Annotated in this window: 14 protein-coding genes; all 14 read left to right on the forward strand. The window is 51.7% G+C overall.

The features are described from left to right. Positions 1-38: 38 nt before the first annotated feature. The 14 genes from AACS05_RS18165 to emrB all read left to right on the forward strand — a co-directional run bounded on the left by AACS05_RS18165 (position 39) and on the right by emrB (position 14,273). On the forward strand, positions 39-470 hold the full coding sequence (locus AACS05_RS18165; RefSeq protein ID WP_045446560.1) for a carboxymuconolactone decarboxylase family protein: 432 nt from the start codon (positions 39-41) through the stop codon (positions 468-470). A gap of 264 nt (positions 471-734) precedes the next feature. Beyond that, complete coding sequence (nrdH, locus tag AACS05_RS18170) at positions 735-980, forward strand: glutaredoxin-like protein NrdH (protein ID WP_045446564.1); 246 nt, start codon at positions 735-737, stop codon at positions 978-980. Then, positions 977-1,387, forward strand: a complete 411-nt coding sequence (nrdI, locus tag AACS05_RS18175) for a class Ib ribonucleoside-diphosphate reductase assembly flavoprotein NrdI (RefSeq protein WP_045446567.1) — start codon at positions 977-979, stop codon at positions 1,385-1,387. Before nrdH ends, nrdI begins: the two co-directional genes overlap by 4 nt. Then, positions 1,360-3,504: a class 1b ribonucleoside-diphosphate reductase subunit alpha gene (gene nrdE, locus AACS05_RS18180; RefSeq protein ID WP_045446570.1), complete on the forward strand. Its 2,145-nt coding sequence runs from the start codon at positions 1,360-1,362 to the stop codon at positions 3,502-3,504. Before nrdI ends, nrdE begins: the two co-directional genes overlap by 28 nt. Positions 3,505-3,514: 10 nt before the next feature. Further along, entirely contained in the window at positions 3,515-4,474 is a 960-nt protein-coding gene (gene nrdF / locus AACS05_RS18185) for a class 1b ribonucleoside-diphosphate reductase subunit beta (protein WP_045446572.1), read from the forward strand. 344 nt (positions 4,475-4,818) lie between these two features. Then, positions 4,819-6,021: a glycine betaine/L-proline ABC transporter ATP-binding protein ProV gene (gene proV, locus AACS05_RS18190; RefSeq protein WP_045446575.1), complete on the forward strand. Its 1,203-nt coding sequence runs from the start codon at positions 4,819-4,821 to the stop codon at positions 6,019-6,021. Next, positions 6,014-7,078 carry a glycine betaine/L-proline ABC transporter permease ProW gene (proW, locus tag AACS05_RS18195; RefSeq protein WP_045446578.1) on the forward strand — a complete coding sequence of 355 codons (1,065 nt, stop codon included), beginning with the start codon at positions 6,014-6,016 and terminating at the stop codon, positions 7,076-7,078. Before proV ends, proW begins: the two co-directional genes overlap by 8 nt. Positions 7,079-7,265: 187 nt before the next feature. Continuing rightward, positions 7,266-8,261, forward strand: a complete 996-nt coding sequence (proX, locus tag AACS05_RS18200; protein ID WP_045446581.1) for a glycine betaine/L-proline ABC transporter substrate-binding protein ProX — start codon at positions 7,266-7,268, stop codon at positions 8,259-8,261. Between the two features lie 164 nt (positions 8,262-8,425). Continuing rightward, positions 8,426-9,610, forward strand: a complete 1,185-nt coding sequence (locus AACS05_RS18205) for an MFS transporter (protein ID WP_045446584.1) — start codon at positions 8,426-8,428, stop codon at positions 9,608-9,610. 122 nt (positions 9,611-9,732) lie between these two features. Further along, positions 9,733-10,470: an AzlC family ABC transporter permease gene (locus AACS05_RS18210; protein WP_045446587.1), complete on the forward strand. Its 738-nt coding sequence runs from the start codon at positions 9,733-9,735 to the stop codon at positions 10,468-10,470. Next, entirely contained in the window at positions 10,460-10,795 is a 336-nt protein-coding gene (gene ygaH / locus AACS05_RS18215) for an L-valine transporter subunit YgaH (RefSeq protein ID WP_045446590.1), read from the forward strand. The genes AACS05_RS18210 and ygaH overlap by 11 nt, the downstream gene beginning before the upstream one ends. Positions 10,796-10,885: 90 nt before the next feature. Continuing rightward, complete coding sequence (gene mprA, locus AACS05_RS18220) at positions 10,886-11,416, forward strand: transcriptional repressor MprA (RefSeq protein WP_045446593.1); 531 nt, start codon at positions 10,886-10,888, stop codon at positions 11,414-11,416. Positions 11,417-11,545: 129 nt separating this feature from the next. Continuing rightward, positions 11,546-12,718, forward strand: a complete 1,173-nt coding sequence (gene emrA, locus AACS05_RS18225) for a multidrug efflux MFS transporter periplasmic adaptor subunit EmrA (RefSeq protein WP_045446596.1) — start codon at positions 11,546-11,548, stop codon at positions 12,716-12,718. Positions 12,719-12,734: 16 nt separating this feature from the next. Then, positions 12,735-14,273: a multidrug efflux MFS transporter permease subunit EmrB gene (gene emrB, locus AACS05_RS18230; protein WP_045446599.1), complete on the forward strand. Its 1,539-nt coding sequence runs from the start codon at positions 12,735-12,737 to the stop codon at positions 14,271-14,273. Positions 14,274-14,302 lie beyond the last annotated feature (29 nt).

Raw genomic sequence — 14,302 nt, forward strand, 5'->3', positions numbered from 1 at the left:
GTGCTACATTGCTGGTCATCCAAACGAGGAGAAATACCATGAATATGTTACGCCAGCCCTACTATGAACTCAGCCCTGAAGTCTATAACGCCCTGGTTCAGGCCAGCAAAGCGCTGGAAAACTGCGCTCTGGACACCACGCTGACGGAACTGATTTATCTGCGCATTTCACAAATTAACGGCTGTGCATTTTGTCTGGAAATGCACAGTAAAGCGCTGCGCAAATCTGGCGTTGAACAAACCAAGCTGGACGCACTGGCGGGATGGCGTGTAAGTCATCATTTCAGTGAGCAGGAACGTGCGGCACTGGCGTGGGCCGAGTCTGTCACACACATCGTCACAACTCATGCCGAAGATGATGTTTATCTGCCGCTGCTTGACCATTTTAGCGCCAAAGAGATTAGCGACCTGACATTCGCAATTAGCCTGATGAATTGCTTTAACCGCCTGGCGGTAAGCATGCGTATGTAATTGCGGGCTGCCCGATAAACCGCCTTATCGGGCCTCTCCATGCTTGTCAGTAAGCCCGAGAAGCGTAGGCATCGGGCAATTTATACGTCACTCATCCTCTTCCCCCGCTCCGCTCGTTACTCTGAACACTTTCAATCTAAAATTCCCATATCTTGTATGGTTGAATCTTTTTAAAACTACATCTAGTATCTTCTGTATCAAGACACACACAACCCGACGCCTGTTATCGCGCCGTTCTTTTATTTTTAGATGGAAATACGAATCATGCGCATTATTATTTACACTCGCAACAACTGTGTTCAGTGCCATGCCACTAAGCGGGCAATGGAAAACCGCGGATTTGATTTTGAAATGGTGAATGTCGATCTGTTGCCAGACATGGCAGACACGCTGCGTGAACAAGGTTTTCGTCAGTTACCGGTGGTAGTCGCAGGTGAAACCAGCTGGTCAGGATTCCGCCCGGATATGATTAACCGCCTGCGCCCGCAACCCCATGTGGCCAGCGCATGAATACCCTCGTCTACTTCTCCAGCAGCTCCGAAAATACCCATCGCTTTATGCAGCGTCTGGAGATGCCCGCTATTCGTATCCCACTTAATGAGCGCGAACGAATCCGGGTAGACGAACCTTACATTTTAGTCGTGCCGTCTTACGGCGGCGGCGGTACGGCTGGTGCGGTCCCACGGCAGGTGATCCGCTTTTTAAACGATACGCACAACCGGGCATTAATACGCGGCGTGATCGCCTCCGGCAATCGCAATTTCGGCGAAGCCTATGGCCGCGCGGGTGAGGTTATCTCACAAAAATGCGGCGTGCCGTGGCTCTATCGCTTTGAGCTGATGGGAACGCAAAGCGATATCGACAATGTCCGAAAAGGAGTGAGTGAATTTTGGCAACGACAACCGCAGAACGCGTAATCCCGCAAACGCTGGACTACCACGCCCTTAACGCCATGCTGAATCTGTACGATAAAGCCGGGCGGATTCAATTCGATAAAGACCATCAGGCGGTGGACGCTTTTATTACTTCCCACGTCCGCCCCAACTCGGTGGTGTTTGCCAGCCAGGATGAGCGTCTGAATACGCTCATCCGTGACGGTTATTACGACGAAAGCGTTTTAACTCGTTACGATCGCGCTTTCGTGGTGAGGCTTTTTGACCACGCCCACGCCAGAGGATTCCGCTTCCAGACCTTCCTCGGCGCATGGAAGTACTACACCAGCTATACGCTAAAAACCTTTGACGGTAAGCGCTACCTTGAAGATTTTGCGGATCGTGTGACGATGGTGGCGTTAACGCTGGCGCAGGGTGACGAAACGCTTGCCATGCAGCTTACCGATGAGATGCTCTCCGGGCGCTTTCAGCCTGCTACACCGACATTTTTGAACTGCGGTAAACAACAGCGCGGTGAACTGGTCTCCTGCTTCCTGTTGCGAATTGAAGACAACATGGAGTCAATTGGACGGGCGGTAAACTCCGCGTTGCAACTCTCCAAACGCGGCGGTGGCGTGGCGTTTTTGCTCTCTAACCTGCGGGAAGCTGGTGCACCTATTAAGCGCATTGAAAATCAGTCTTCCGGTGTGATCCCGGTAATGAAAATGCTGGAGGACGCATTTTCTTATGCTAATCAACTGGGTGCACGTCAGGGTGCGGGGGCCGTGTATTTGCATGCACATCACCCGGATATTCTGCGTTTTCTCGATACCAAACGCGAAAACGCCGATGAAAAAATTCGCATCAAAACGCTCTCTCTCGGCGTGGTGATCCCGGATGTCACCTTCCGTCTGGCCAAAGAAAATGCGCAGATGGCGCTGTTTTCCCCTTATGACGTGGAGCGCATTTACGGCAAACCGTTTGGTGATATCGCCGTCAGTGAACACTATGACGAACTGGTTGCTGATGCGCGCGTGCGCAAAAGCTACATTAATGCCCGCGATTTCTTCCAGCGGCTGGCGGAAATCCAGTTTGAGTCAGGCTACCCGTACATCATGTTTGAAGACACGGTGAATCGTGCCAATCCGATTGCCGGACGCATCAATATGAGCAACCTGTGCTCCGAGATTTTGCAGGTCAATAGTGCCTCGACGTACGACGAAAATCTTGACTATGTGCAGATCGGACACGATATCTCCTGCAACCTCGGCTCGCTCAACATCGCTCACACTATGGATTCACCGGACTTTGGTCGCACGGTTGAAACAGCGGTTCGCGGCTTAACCGCGGTCTCTGATATGAGCCATATCCGCAGCGTGCCGTCTGTTGAAGCCGGAAACAACGCCTCACATGCCATTGGCCTCGGACAGATGAATCTGCATGGTTATCTGGCGCGAGAAGGCATTGCCTACGGTTCACCTGAAGGGCTGGATTTTACTAATCTCTATTTTTACACCATCACCTGGCATGCGCTGAACACATCGATGAAACTAGCCCGCGAACGCGGTAAAACCTTTGCCGGATTCAAACAGTCCCGTTACGCCAGCGGCGAATACTTTACGCAATATCTGCAGGGAAACTGGCAACCGAAAACCGAGAAAGTCCGCGCGTTATTTGCCCACAGCGGCATTACATTACCGACGCGCGAAATGTGGTCACAACTGCGTGACGATGTGATGCGCTACGGCATCTATAACCAGAATTTACAGGCCGTTCCACCGACCGGCTCTATCTCCTACATCAATCATGCGACCTCAAGTATCCACCCGATTGTGTCGAAGGTGGAGATCCGTAAAGAGGGTAAAACCGGGCGCGTTTACTACCCGGCCCCGTTTATGACCAACGACAATCTGGACATGTACCAGGATGCTTACGAAATCGGTCCGCAAAAAATCATTGATACCTACGCCGAAGCGACACGACATGTCGATCAAGGTCTTTCACTGACGCTGTTTTTCCCTGATACCGCCACCACCCGCGATATCAATAAAGCGCAGATCTATGCCTGGAAAAAAGGGATCAAATCGCTGTACTACATCCGACTACGCCAGCTGGCGCTGGAAGGCACTGAAATCGAAGGCTGCGTGTCATGCGCACTGTAAGGAGAGCAGGATGAGATTAAATCGCATAAGTGCCATCAACTGGAACAAGATCCAGGATGATAAAGATCTCGAGGTATGGAACCGCCTGACCAGTAACTTCTGGCTGCCGGAAAAAGTCCCGCTGTCGAATGATATTCCTGCCTGGCAGACGCTGAATGCGGCCGAGCAGCAACTGACCATTCGCGTATTTACCGGGCTGACGCTACTCGACACCATTCAGAATATTGCGGGTGCGCCAACGTTAATGCAGGATGCACTAACCCCGCATGAAGAAGCCGTGTTGTCGAATATCAGCTTTATGGAGGCGGTACACGCCCGGTCATACAGCTCTATTTTCTCCACTTTATGCCAGACCCAGGATGTGGATGCGGCCTATGCCTGGAGTGAGGAAAATGCCCCTCTCCAGCGCAAAGCACAAATCATTCTTGAACATTACGCCAGCCATGATCCGCTGAAGAAGAAAATTGCCAGCGTATTTCTGGAATCTTTCCTGTTCTATTCCGGTTTCTGGTTACCAATGTATTTCTCCAGCCGTGGCAAGCTGACCAATACTGCTGATTTAATCCGTCTGATTATTCGTGACGAAGCGGTACATGGTTATTACATCGGTTATAAGTATCAAAAAGGTCTGGAGGCCATTACAGAATCGGCACGCGAAGAACTGAAGAATTTTGCGCTCGATCTGTTAATGGAGTTGTACGATAACGAAGCACGCTATACGGAAGAGCTCTACGCAGAAACGGATTGGGTGGAGGACGTCAAAGCATTCCTTTGTTACAACGCCAATAAAGCGTTAATGAACCTGGGTTATGAGGCGTTATTCCCGGCTGAAATGGCGGATGTAAATCCGGCGATCCTCGCCGCACTGTCACCTAATGCCGACGAAAACCACGATTTCTTCTCCGGTTCGGGGTCGTCCTATGTAATGGGAAAAGCCGTCGAAACCGAAGACGACGACTGGAACTTTTAACACACATTATTGCGGAGAATATCCGACTGTTTTCCGCAATAATATTTTAACTGCATCACACAATTATGCATATGTGATCTACACTCAATCTCAGTCACATTATTCGTCTGCATTTCAACAATTCAGACGTCTTTTCGGTGTTCCTTACAAAAAATATCATCTTGCTGTTATCAGCGCTCAGCCCTTATATCATGGGAAATCCCGCCTCCTGGCCTTCGGCAATATTCATGCCATTAACAAATTCAGGGTTGTCTCAGATTCTCAGTATGTTAGGGTAGAAAAAGGTAACTATTTCCATCAGGTAATATATCGATATAAACAAATAACAGGAATCATTCTATTGCATGGCAATTAAATTAGAAGTTAAAAACCTCTATAAGATATTTGGCGAGCATCCACAGAGAGCGTTCAAATATATTGAAAAAGGACTTTCAAAAGAGCAAATTCTGGATAAAACAGGGCTATCGCTTGGCGTTAAAGACGCCAGTCTGGCCATTGAAGAAGGCGAGATATTTGTCATCATGGGATTATCCGGCTCGGGTAAATCCACAATGGTACGCCTTCTCAATCGCCTGATTGAACCCACCCGTGGACAGGTACTGATTGATGGCGTAGATATTGCCAAAATATCAGATGCCGAGCTTCGCGAGGTGCGCAGAAAAAAGATTGCGATGGTTTTCCAGTCCTTTGCATTGATGCCGCACATGACGGTACTGGACAATACAGCATTCGGTATGGAATTAGCCGGTATTGCCGCAGATGCTCGTCGTGAAAAAGCGCTGGATGCGCTACGCCAGGTCGGATTAGAGAATTACGCTCACGGTTATCCGGATGAGCTTTCCGGTGGTATGCGCCAGCGTGTTGGCCTTGCCCGTGCATTAGCCATTAACCCTGACATCTTATTAATGGATGAAGCTTTCTCAGCGCTCGATCCGTTAATTCGAACTGAGATGCAGGATGAACTGGTAAAACTGCAGGCGAAACATCAGCGTACCGTGGTCTTTATTTCCCATGATCTTGATGAAGCTATGCGCATTGGCGACAGAATTGCCATTATGCAAAATGGCGAGGTGGTACAGGTCGGTACACCGGATGAGATCCTGAATAATCCGGCAAATGATTATGTGCGCACTTTCTTCCGTGGTGTTGATATAAGCCAGGTATTCAGTGCGAAAGATATTTCACGCCGTAGCCCTGAGGGCTTAATTCGTAAAACACCAGGCGTAGGTCCACGATCGGCCCTGCAATTATTGCAGGATAAAGATCGTGAATATGGTTACGTAATTGAACGCGGTAATAAATTCATTGGCGTCGTCTCCATCGACTCATTAAAAGCAGCCTTAAGCCAGTCACAAGGTATTGAAGCAGCTTTAATTGATGAACCGTTAGCTGTAGATGCACAAACCCCTCTGAGCGAGTTGCTTTCTCATGTTGGTCAGGCGCCATGCGCCGTACCGGTTGTCGATGAGGAACAGCAGTATGTGGGTATTATTTCAAAACGCATGCTGTTACAGGCTTTAGATCGCGAGGGGGCAAACAATGGCTGATCAAACGAATCCGTGGGATACCACACCAGCGGCCGATAGCGCCGCACAATCCGCTGATGCCTGGAGTACGCCGTCTGGTGCGCCTGCCGACGGAGGCAGCGCAGACTGGCTGACCAGCGCACCCGCACCAGCGCCTGAACATTTCAACATTATGGATCCATTCCATAAAACGCTGATCCCACTGGATAGCTGGGTTACCGAAGGGATTGACTGGGTAGTAACCCATTTCCGTCCTGTCTTCCAGGGCATTCGTGTTCCGGTAGATTACATCCTTAATGGCTTCCAGCAGCTGCTGCTGGGTATGCCTGCACCTGTAGCGATTGTTCTTTTTGCACTGATCGCATGGCAGATTTCCGGCGTCGGGATGGGTGTTGCCACCTTAATCTCATTGATTGCTATTGGCGCAATTGGCGCATGGTCGCAGGCGATGATAACCCTGGCACTGGTACTGACCGCGCTGCTGTTTTGCGTGGTGATCGGTCTGCCAATGGGAATATGGCTGGCGCGTAGTCCCCGAGCGGCAAAAATTGTTCGCCCCCTGCTGGATGCAATGCAAACCACGCCTGCGTTCGTCTATCTGGTGCCGATTGTTATGCTGTTCGGTATCGGCAACGTACCGGGGGTAGTCGTGACGATTATCTTCGCCCTGCCGCCAATCGTGCGTCTGACCATTCTGGGGATTAACCAGGTGCCAGCCGATCTGATTGAGGCCTCGCGCTCATTTGGCGCCAGTCCGCGTCAGATGCTGTTTAAAGTACAGCTGCCGCTGGCGATGCCGACCATCATGGCGGGGGTTAATCAGACACTGATGCTCGCCCTTTCCATGGTCGTTATCGCTTCGATGATAGCGGTCGGTGGGCTTGGTCAGATGGTCCTGCGTGGTATCGGTCGTCTGGATATGGGACTGGCTACCGTCGGTGGGGTCGGGATTGTTATCCTCGCCATTATTCTGGATCGTCTGACACAGGCTGTCGGTCGCGACTCGCGTAGCCGCGGTAACCGTCGCTGGTACACCACCGGACCTGTCGGGCTTTTCACCCGTCCTTTCATTAAGTAATTCACCCATTGCCCGGTGGCATTGCGCTCGCCGGGCCTGAAACTCATAAACTTTGCACAAAATCATTTAAGTTGCACCGCGGCAGCAAACGAATGTATCCCGGAAGCGTACAAACAGTATGTGACGAGTACATAAGTGCAGCCAACAAAGAGTCAGCTTGAAAGATGAAGTGTAATAAGGAACAACGATGCGACAGAATATAATCCTTGCCACAACGTTTGCCACCCTTGTCTCTACCAGCGCTTTCGCTGCCGACCTGCCGGGCAAAGGCATCACTGTACAACCTATCCAGAGCACCATCTCTGAAGAGTCCTTCCAGACGCAACTGGTCAGCCGCGCGCTGGAAAAACTGGGGTATACCGTCAACAAAGCGAGTGAAGTTGACTACAACGTCGGTTACACCTCCATTGCCTCTGGCGATGCGACTTTTACCGCCGTGAACTGGCAGCCGCTGCATGATGATATGTATGCCGCAGCAGGCGGAAATAAAAAGTTTTATCGCGAGGGGGTATTCGTAACAGGTGCGGCGCAAGGGTATCTGATCGACAAGAAAACCGCTGAGCAGTACAAAATCACCAATATCGCCCAACTGAAAGATCCGAAGATTGCCAAAATCTTTGATACCAATGGCGACGGTAAAGCCGACATGATGGGCTGTTCACCAGGCTGGGGCTGTGAAGCCGTTATCAACCACCAGAACAAAGCATTCGATCTGGAAAAAACGGTCGATGTCAGTCACGGTAACTACGCGGCGATGATGGCCGATACCATTACCCGCTTTAAGGAAGGCAAACCGATCCTCTACTACACCTGGACACCGTACTGGGTGAGCGACGTAATGAAGCCGGGCAAAGATGTGGTCTGGTTGCAGGTACCGTTCTCTTCCCTTCCGGGTGAGCAGAAAGATATTGATACCAAACTGCCAAACGGCGCTAACTACGGCTTCCCGGTAAACACTATGCATATCGTTGCTAACAAGGCGTGGGCCGAAAAAAACCCGGCGGCGGCAAAACTGTTCGCGCTGATGAAGCTGCCGCTGGCAGATATCAACGCGCAGAACGCGATGATGCATGACGGTAAATCTTCTGAATCAGACGTACAGGGCCACGTTGATGGTTGGATTAAAGCCCACCAGCAGCAGTTCGACGGTTGGGTGAAAGAAGCGCTGGCCGCGCAGAAGTAATTCCCCTTTATGCCGGATGGCGGCGCGACGCCACCATCCGGCCTGGTAACCAGCGCACTTCTCTCCCTTCCCCATAACCGCACAATCTATCACCTAACAAATCTGCAACATGTAGCTGCTTCCGTTATGATTGTTTTCTGAAACCCATTATTCAGTTGAAAACAATGACTAAAACCACTCATGGACTTAGCCCGTCGCTGATCCTTTTAATGTCCATCGCAACCGGTCTGGCCGTCGCCAGTAACTACTACGCGCAACCGCTACTCGACACCATTGCGCGTAACTTTTCGTTGTCGGCCAGTACTGCGGGCTTTATCGTCACCGCCGCGCAGCTTGGTTATGCTGCAGGCCTGCTGTTTCTGGTGCCGCTTGGCGATATGTTTGAACGTCGGATGCTCATTGTCTCCATGACGCTGTTAGCGGCTGGCGGCATGTTAATTACCGCCAGCAGTCAGTCATTGACAATGCTGATCCTCGGTACGGCGCTGACCGGACTCTTTTCCGTGGTGGCACAAATTCTGGTTCCGCTGGCGGCAACGCTCGCCACGCCGGACAAGCGCGGCAAAGTCGTTGGCACAATTATGAGTGGTCTGTTGCTGGGCATTCTGCTGGCGCGTACCGTCGCCGGATTACTGGCCAATCTGGGCGGCTGGCGCACTGTGTTTTGGGTGGCGTCGGTACTGATGGCGCTGATGGCTATCGCGCTGTGGCGCGGCCTGCCGAAGATGAAATCTGAAACCCATCTCAACTATCCGCAACTGTTAGGTTCCGTCTTCAGCCTGTTTATCCACGACAAGCTGCTGCGTACCCGTGCGATGTTGGGCTGCCTGACCTTTGCCAACTTCAGTATTCTCTGGACATCAATGGCCTTTTTGCTCGCCGCGCCGCCATTTAACTATTCAGAAGGCATGATCGGTCTGTTTGGTCTGGCTGGTGCTGCCGGTGCGTTAGGCGCTCGCCCTGCTGGGGGATTTGCCGATAAGGGTAAATCACATCTCACGACCACCATCGGTCTGTTATTACTGTTATTCTCCTGGCTGGCTATCTGGTTCGGGCATACATCAGTGCCAATGCTGATTATCGGAATCCTGGTGCTGGATCTCACCGTGCAGGGTGTTCATATCACCAACCAGACGGTTATTTATCGCATCCATCCGGATGCGCGTAATCGGCTGACTGCCGGATACATGACCAGCTATTTTATTGGCGGAGCGGCAGGTTCGCTGATTTCTGCTTCTGCCTGGCAGCATGCCGGCTGGGCTGGCGTTTGCCTGGCGGGTATGACCGTTGCCGTACTCAACCTGCTGGTCTGGTGGCGAGGTTTTCACCGCCAGGAAGCCGTAAATTAAGCGGATACAGCTCGTTTATCTCTGATTAAGCTCCTCAGGGTGTTAAGGAGCTCATCAGTCTGCTAAGGTTATAACTCATTGAGCCAGGTTATTTTAATTTCGGTAATGAAGCCTATAATCCTATGGAAAGCCCTGTTCCCCAGTCTGACCCCAGCCCGGCAACGTTAACGGAAGGGGTCAAAGACAGCCTGCCGATAGTCATCAGTTATATTCCGGTCGCATTTGCATTTGGTCTCAATGCAACTCGCCTGGGCTTTACTCCCGTTGAAAGCCTCTTTTTCTCCTGCATTATTTACGCGGGAGCCAGTCAGTTTGTCATCACCACCATGCTCGCCGCAGGAAGCTCACTGTGGATCGCCGCGCTTACCGTGATGGCAATGGATGTTCGCCACGTTCTGTATGGCCCTTCCCTGCGTAGCCGTATCGCCCGACGACTCAGCAAACCCAAAAGCGCGCTGTGGGCCTTTGGTCTCACCGATGAAGTGTTCGCTGCTGCAACGGCAAAGCTGGTACGGGATAACCGGCGCTGGAGTGAAAACTGGATGATCGGCATTGCGCTGTGCTCATGGATTTCCTGGGTATTCGGCACGATTATTGGCGCATTTTCTGGCAGTGGTTTACTGAAGGACTTTCCGGCGGTCGAAGCGGCTCTCGGATTTATGCTCCCGGCTCTGTTTATGAGCTTTCTGCTCGCCTCTTTCCAGCGTATACAGGCGCTATGCGTCACTGCGGCATTAGCCGGAGCGCTGACGGGGGTAATATTGTTTTCTATCCCCGTCGCGATCCTGGCAGGCATTGTCTGCGGATGCCTGACGGCGCTCATCCAGTCATTCTGGCAAGGGGGTCCTGATGAGCTATGAAGTTCTGCTGCTCGGCCTGTTGGTCGGTGGCGTCAATTACTGTTTTCGCTATTTGCCACTCCGTCTGGGGATGGGAAATGTTCGCCCGACTAAACGCGGCGCGACAGGCATACTACTCGACACTATCGGCATTGCATCAATTTGCGCCCTGCTGGTGGTGTCTACCGCACCAGAAGTGATGCACGACGCCCGTCGGTTTGTGCCTACACTGGTGGGGTTTATTGTACTGGGCGCAAGTTTCTATAAAACCCGAAGCATCATCATTCCGACATTGTTGAGTGCTCTGTGCTATGGATTAGCATGGAAAATGCTGGTTGTTTTATAGATAAAAATAATCATTTTAATTAAATAATACATTTACTTTATTTGTCACTGTCGTTACTATATCGGCTGAAATTAATGAGGTTATACCCAAATGGATAGTTCGTTTACGCCCATTGAACAAATGCTAAAATTTCGCGCCAGCCGCTACGAAGAGTTCCCTTATCAGGAAGTTCTTCTCACTCGTCTTTGCATGCATATGCAGGGCAAGCTGCTGGAAAACCGCAATAAAATGCTGAAAGCTCAAGGGATTAACGAGACATTGTTTATGGCGTTGATTACGCTGGAGTCTCAGGAAAACCACAGTATTCAGCCTTCTGAACTGAGTTGCGCGCTTGGCTCGTCGCGGACTAACGCCACCCGCATCGCGGATGAGTTAGAAAAACGTGGCTGGATCGAACGTCGCGAAAGCGATAACGATCGCCGCTGTCTGCATCTGCAATTGACCGAGAAAGGCCATGCATTTTTGCAGGAAGTATTACCGCCTCAGCATAGCTGCCTGCATCAACTCTGGTCCTCTCTCAGCGCCACCGAAAAAGATCAGCTTGAGCAAATCACTCGTAAGCTTCTGACCCGTCTTGATCAGATGGAACAAGATGGCACGGTATTAGAAGCGCTGCGCTAATGCGCTGACTCGCTCAAAAATCCAGATTTATAAATGAAAAACCGACAGGCCAGCACGTCATACTGCTGGCCTTTCTGATAAACAGGTCGGCTCAGCCGATGTGAAAAAAATAAGATCGTGGAGAACAACATGAGCGCAAATGCGGAGACTCAAACCCCGCAGCAACCGGTCAATAAGAATGGCAAACGTAAAAGTGCGCTGCTCCTTCTGACCTTGCTCTTTATTATCATTGCCGTGGCATATGGGATTTATTGGTTTTTAGTACTGCGTCATATCGAAGAGACTGACGATGCCTACGTGGCAGGGAACCAGGTTCAAATCATGGCTCAGGTATCAGGCAGCGTGACGAAAGTCTGGGCTGATAACACTGACTATGTCAAACAAGGCGATGTGCTGGTCACACTCGACCAGACGGATGCTAAGCAGGCATTTGAAAAAGCCAAAACTGCGTTGGCCTCCAGCGTGCGCCAGACGCATCAGCTGATGATCAACAGCAAACAGCTACAGGCCAGCATTGAAGTGCAAAAAACGGCACTGGCCCAGGCCCAGAGCGACTTTAATCGCCGGGTTCCACTGGGTAATGCCAACCTGATTGGTCGCGAAGAGCTGCAACATGCCCGCGATGCCGTCGCCAGTGCTCAGGCTCAGCTTGATGTCGCAATCCAACAATATAATGCGAACCAGGCAATGATCCTCGGAAGCCGACTGGAAGATCAGCCTGCCGTACAACAGGCAGCCACCGAAGTGCGTAATGCCTGGTTGGCGCTTGAACGTACCAAAATCGTCAGCCCGATGACCGGTTATGTTTCCCGCCGTGCCGTGCAGCCTGGCGCGCAGATTAGCCCGACCACGCCGCTGATGGCGGTCGTACCAGCCACTAACCTGTGGGTTGATGCAAACTTTAAAGAAACGCAATTAGCCCATATGCGTATCGGCCAACCTGCTACGGTTATCAGTGATATTTACGGCGATGACGTTAAATACACTGGTAAAGTTGTCGGCCTGGATATGGGGACAGGCAGCGCCTTCTCCCTGTTACCTGCACAAAACGCGACCGGTAACTGGATCAAAGTGGTACAGCGCCTGCCGGTTCGCATCGAGCTGGATGCGCAGCAACTGGCGCAGCATCCACTGCGTATTGGTTTATCTACGCTGGTTACGGTAGATACCTCAAATCGTGACGGACAGATTCTGGCAAGCCAGGTCCGTACGACACCGGTAGCTGAAAGTAATGCACGTGAAATCAACCTTGATCCGGTCAATAAGATGATCGAAGAGATCGTGCGGGCCAACGCGGGTTAATTCAAAGGTGCGTGTGATGCAACAGCAAAAACCGCTGGAAGGCGCGCAGCTCGTCATCATGACGATCGCGCTTTCCCTGGCGACATTCATGCAGGTGCTGGACTCCACCATTGCGAACGTGGCGATCCCCACTATCGCCGGGAACCTGGGCTCTTCGCTGAGCCAGGGGACCTGGGTGATCACCTCTTTCGGTGTGGCGAATGCTATCTCCATCCCGATCACCGGCTGGCTGGCAAAGCGCTTTGGCGAAGTCAGACTCTTCATGTGGTCTACCATTGCCTTCGTTATTGCGTCATGGGCATGTGGGATGTCCAACAGCCTGACCATGCTGATTTTCTTCCGTGTGATTCAGGGGATTGTCGCCGGCCCGTTAATTCCACTGTCACAAAGCCTGTTACTGAATAACTATCCTCCTGCCAAGCGGTCTATCGCCCTGGCACTTTGGTCGATGACGGTGATTGTCGCGCCTATTTGTGGCCCGATTCTCGGAGGCTACATCAGCGACAACTATCACTGGGGCTGGATATTCTTCATCAACGTGCCGATCGGCGTTGTGGTGGTGTTGATGACGCTGCAAACCCTGCGTGGTCGGGAAACTCGTACCGAACAGCGGCGCATTGACGCGATTGGTCTGGCACTGCTGGTTATCGGTATCGGCAGTTTGCAGATCATGCTCGACCGCGGCAAAGAGCTGGACTGGTTTGCCTCGCAGGAGATTATCATCCTGACGGTAGTCGCCGTAGTGGCCATCAGCTTCCTGATTGTCTGGGAGCTCACCGACGATAACCCAATTGTCGATCTCTCCTTGTTTAAGTCGCGAAACTTTACCATCGGCTGTTTGTGTATCAGCCTTGCCTATATGCTCTACTTCGGTGCAATCGTCCTGTTGCCACAGCTGTTGCAGGAAGTCTACGGATATACTGCGACCTGGGCGGGTCTGGCATCCGCACCGGTTGGGGTGATTCCGGTGCTCCTGTCGCCGATTATTGGTCGCTTCGCGCACAAGCTGGATATGCGTCGACTGGTTACGTTCAGCTTTATTATGTACGCAGTCTGTTTTTACTGGCGTGCATGGACGTTCGAACCTGGTATGGATTTTGGCGCGTCAGCCTGGCCGCAGTTTATTCAAGGGTTCGCCGTGGCCTGCTTCTTTATGCCACTGACCACTATCACGCTGTCAGGTTTACCACCTGAGCGTCTGGCGGCGGCATCAAGCTTGTCTAACTTTACGCGAACACTGGCGGGTTCTATCGGAACGTCGATTACAACGACAATGTGGACTAACCGTGAATCGCTCCATCACGCGCAGTTGACGGAGTCAGTCAACCCATACAACCCCAACGCACAGGCTATGTATGACCAGTTGCAGGGGCTGGGGATGACCCAGCAGCAGGCTTCCGGCTGGCTGGCGCAGCAAATTACTAACCAGGGCCTGATTATTTCTGCTAACGAAATCTTCTGGATGTCGGCGGGGATTTTCCTGGTGCTGCTCGGGCTGGTCTGGTTTGCCAAACCGCCATTTGGCGCGGGCGGTGGTGGTGGCGGTGCGCACTAACAGAACGTAAAAAGGGCCCGTGTGGGCCC

The sequence above is a fragment of the Citrobacter sp. S-77 genome (genome assembly GCF_963864895.1).
Lineage (GTDB): Bacteria > Pseudomonadota > Gammaproteobacteria > Enterobacterales > Enterobacteriaceae > Citrobacter > Citrobacter murliniae.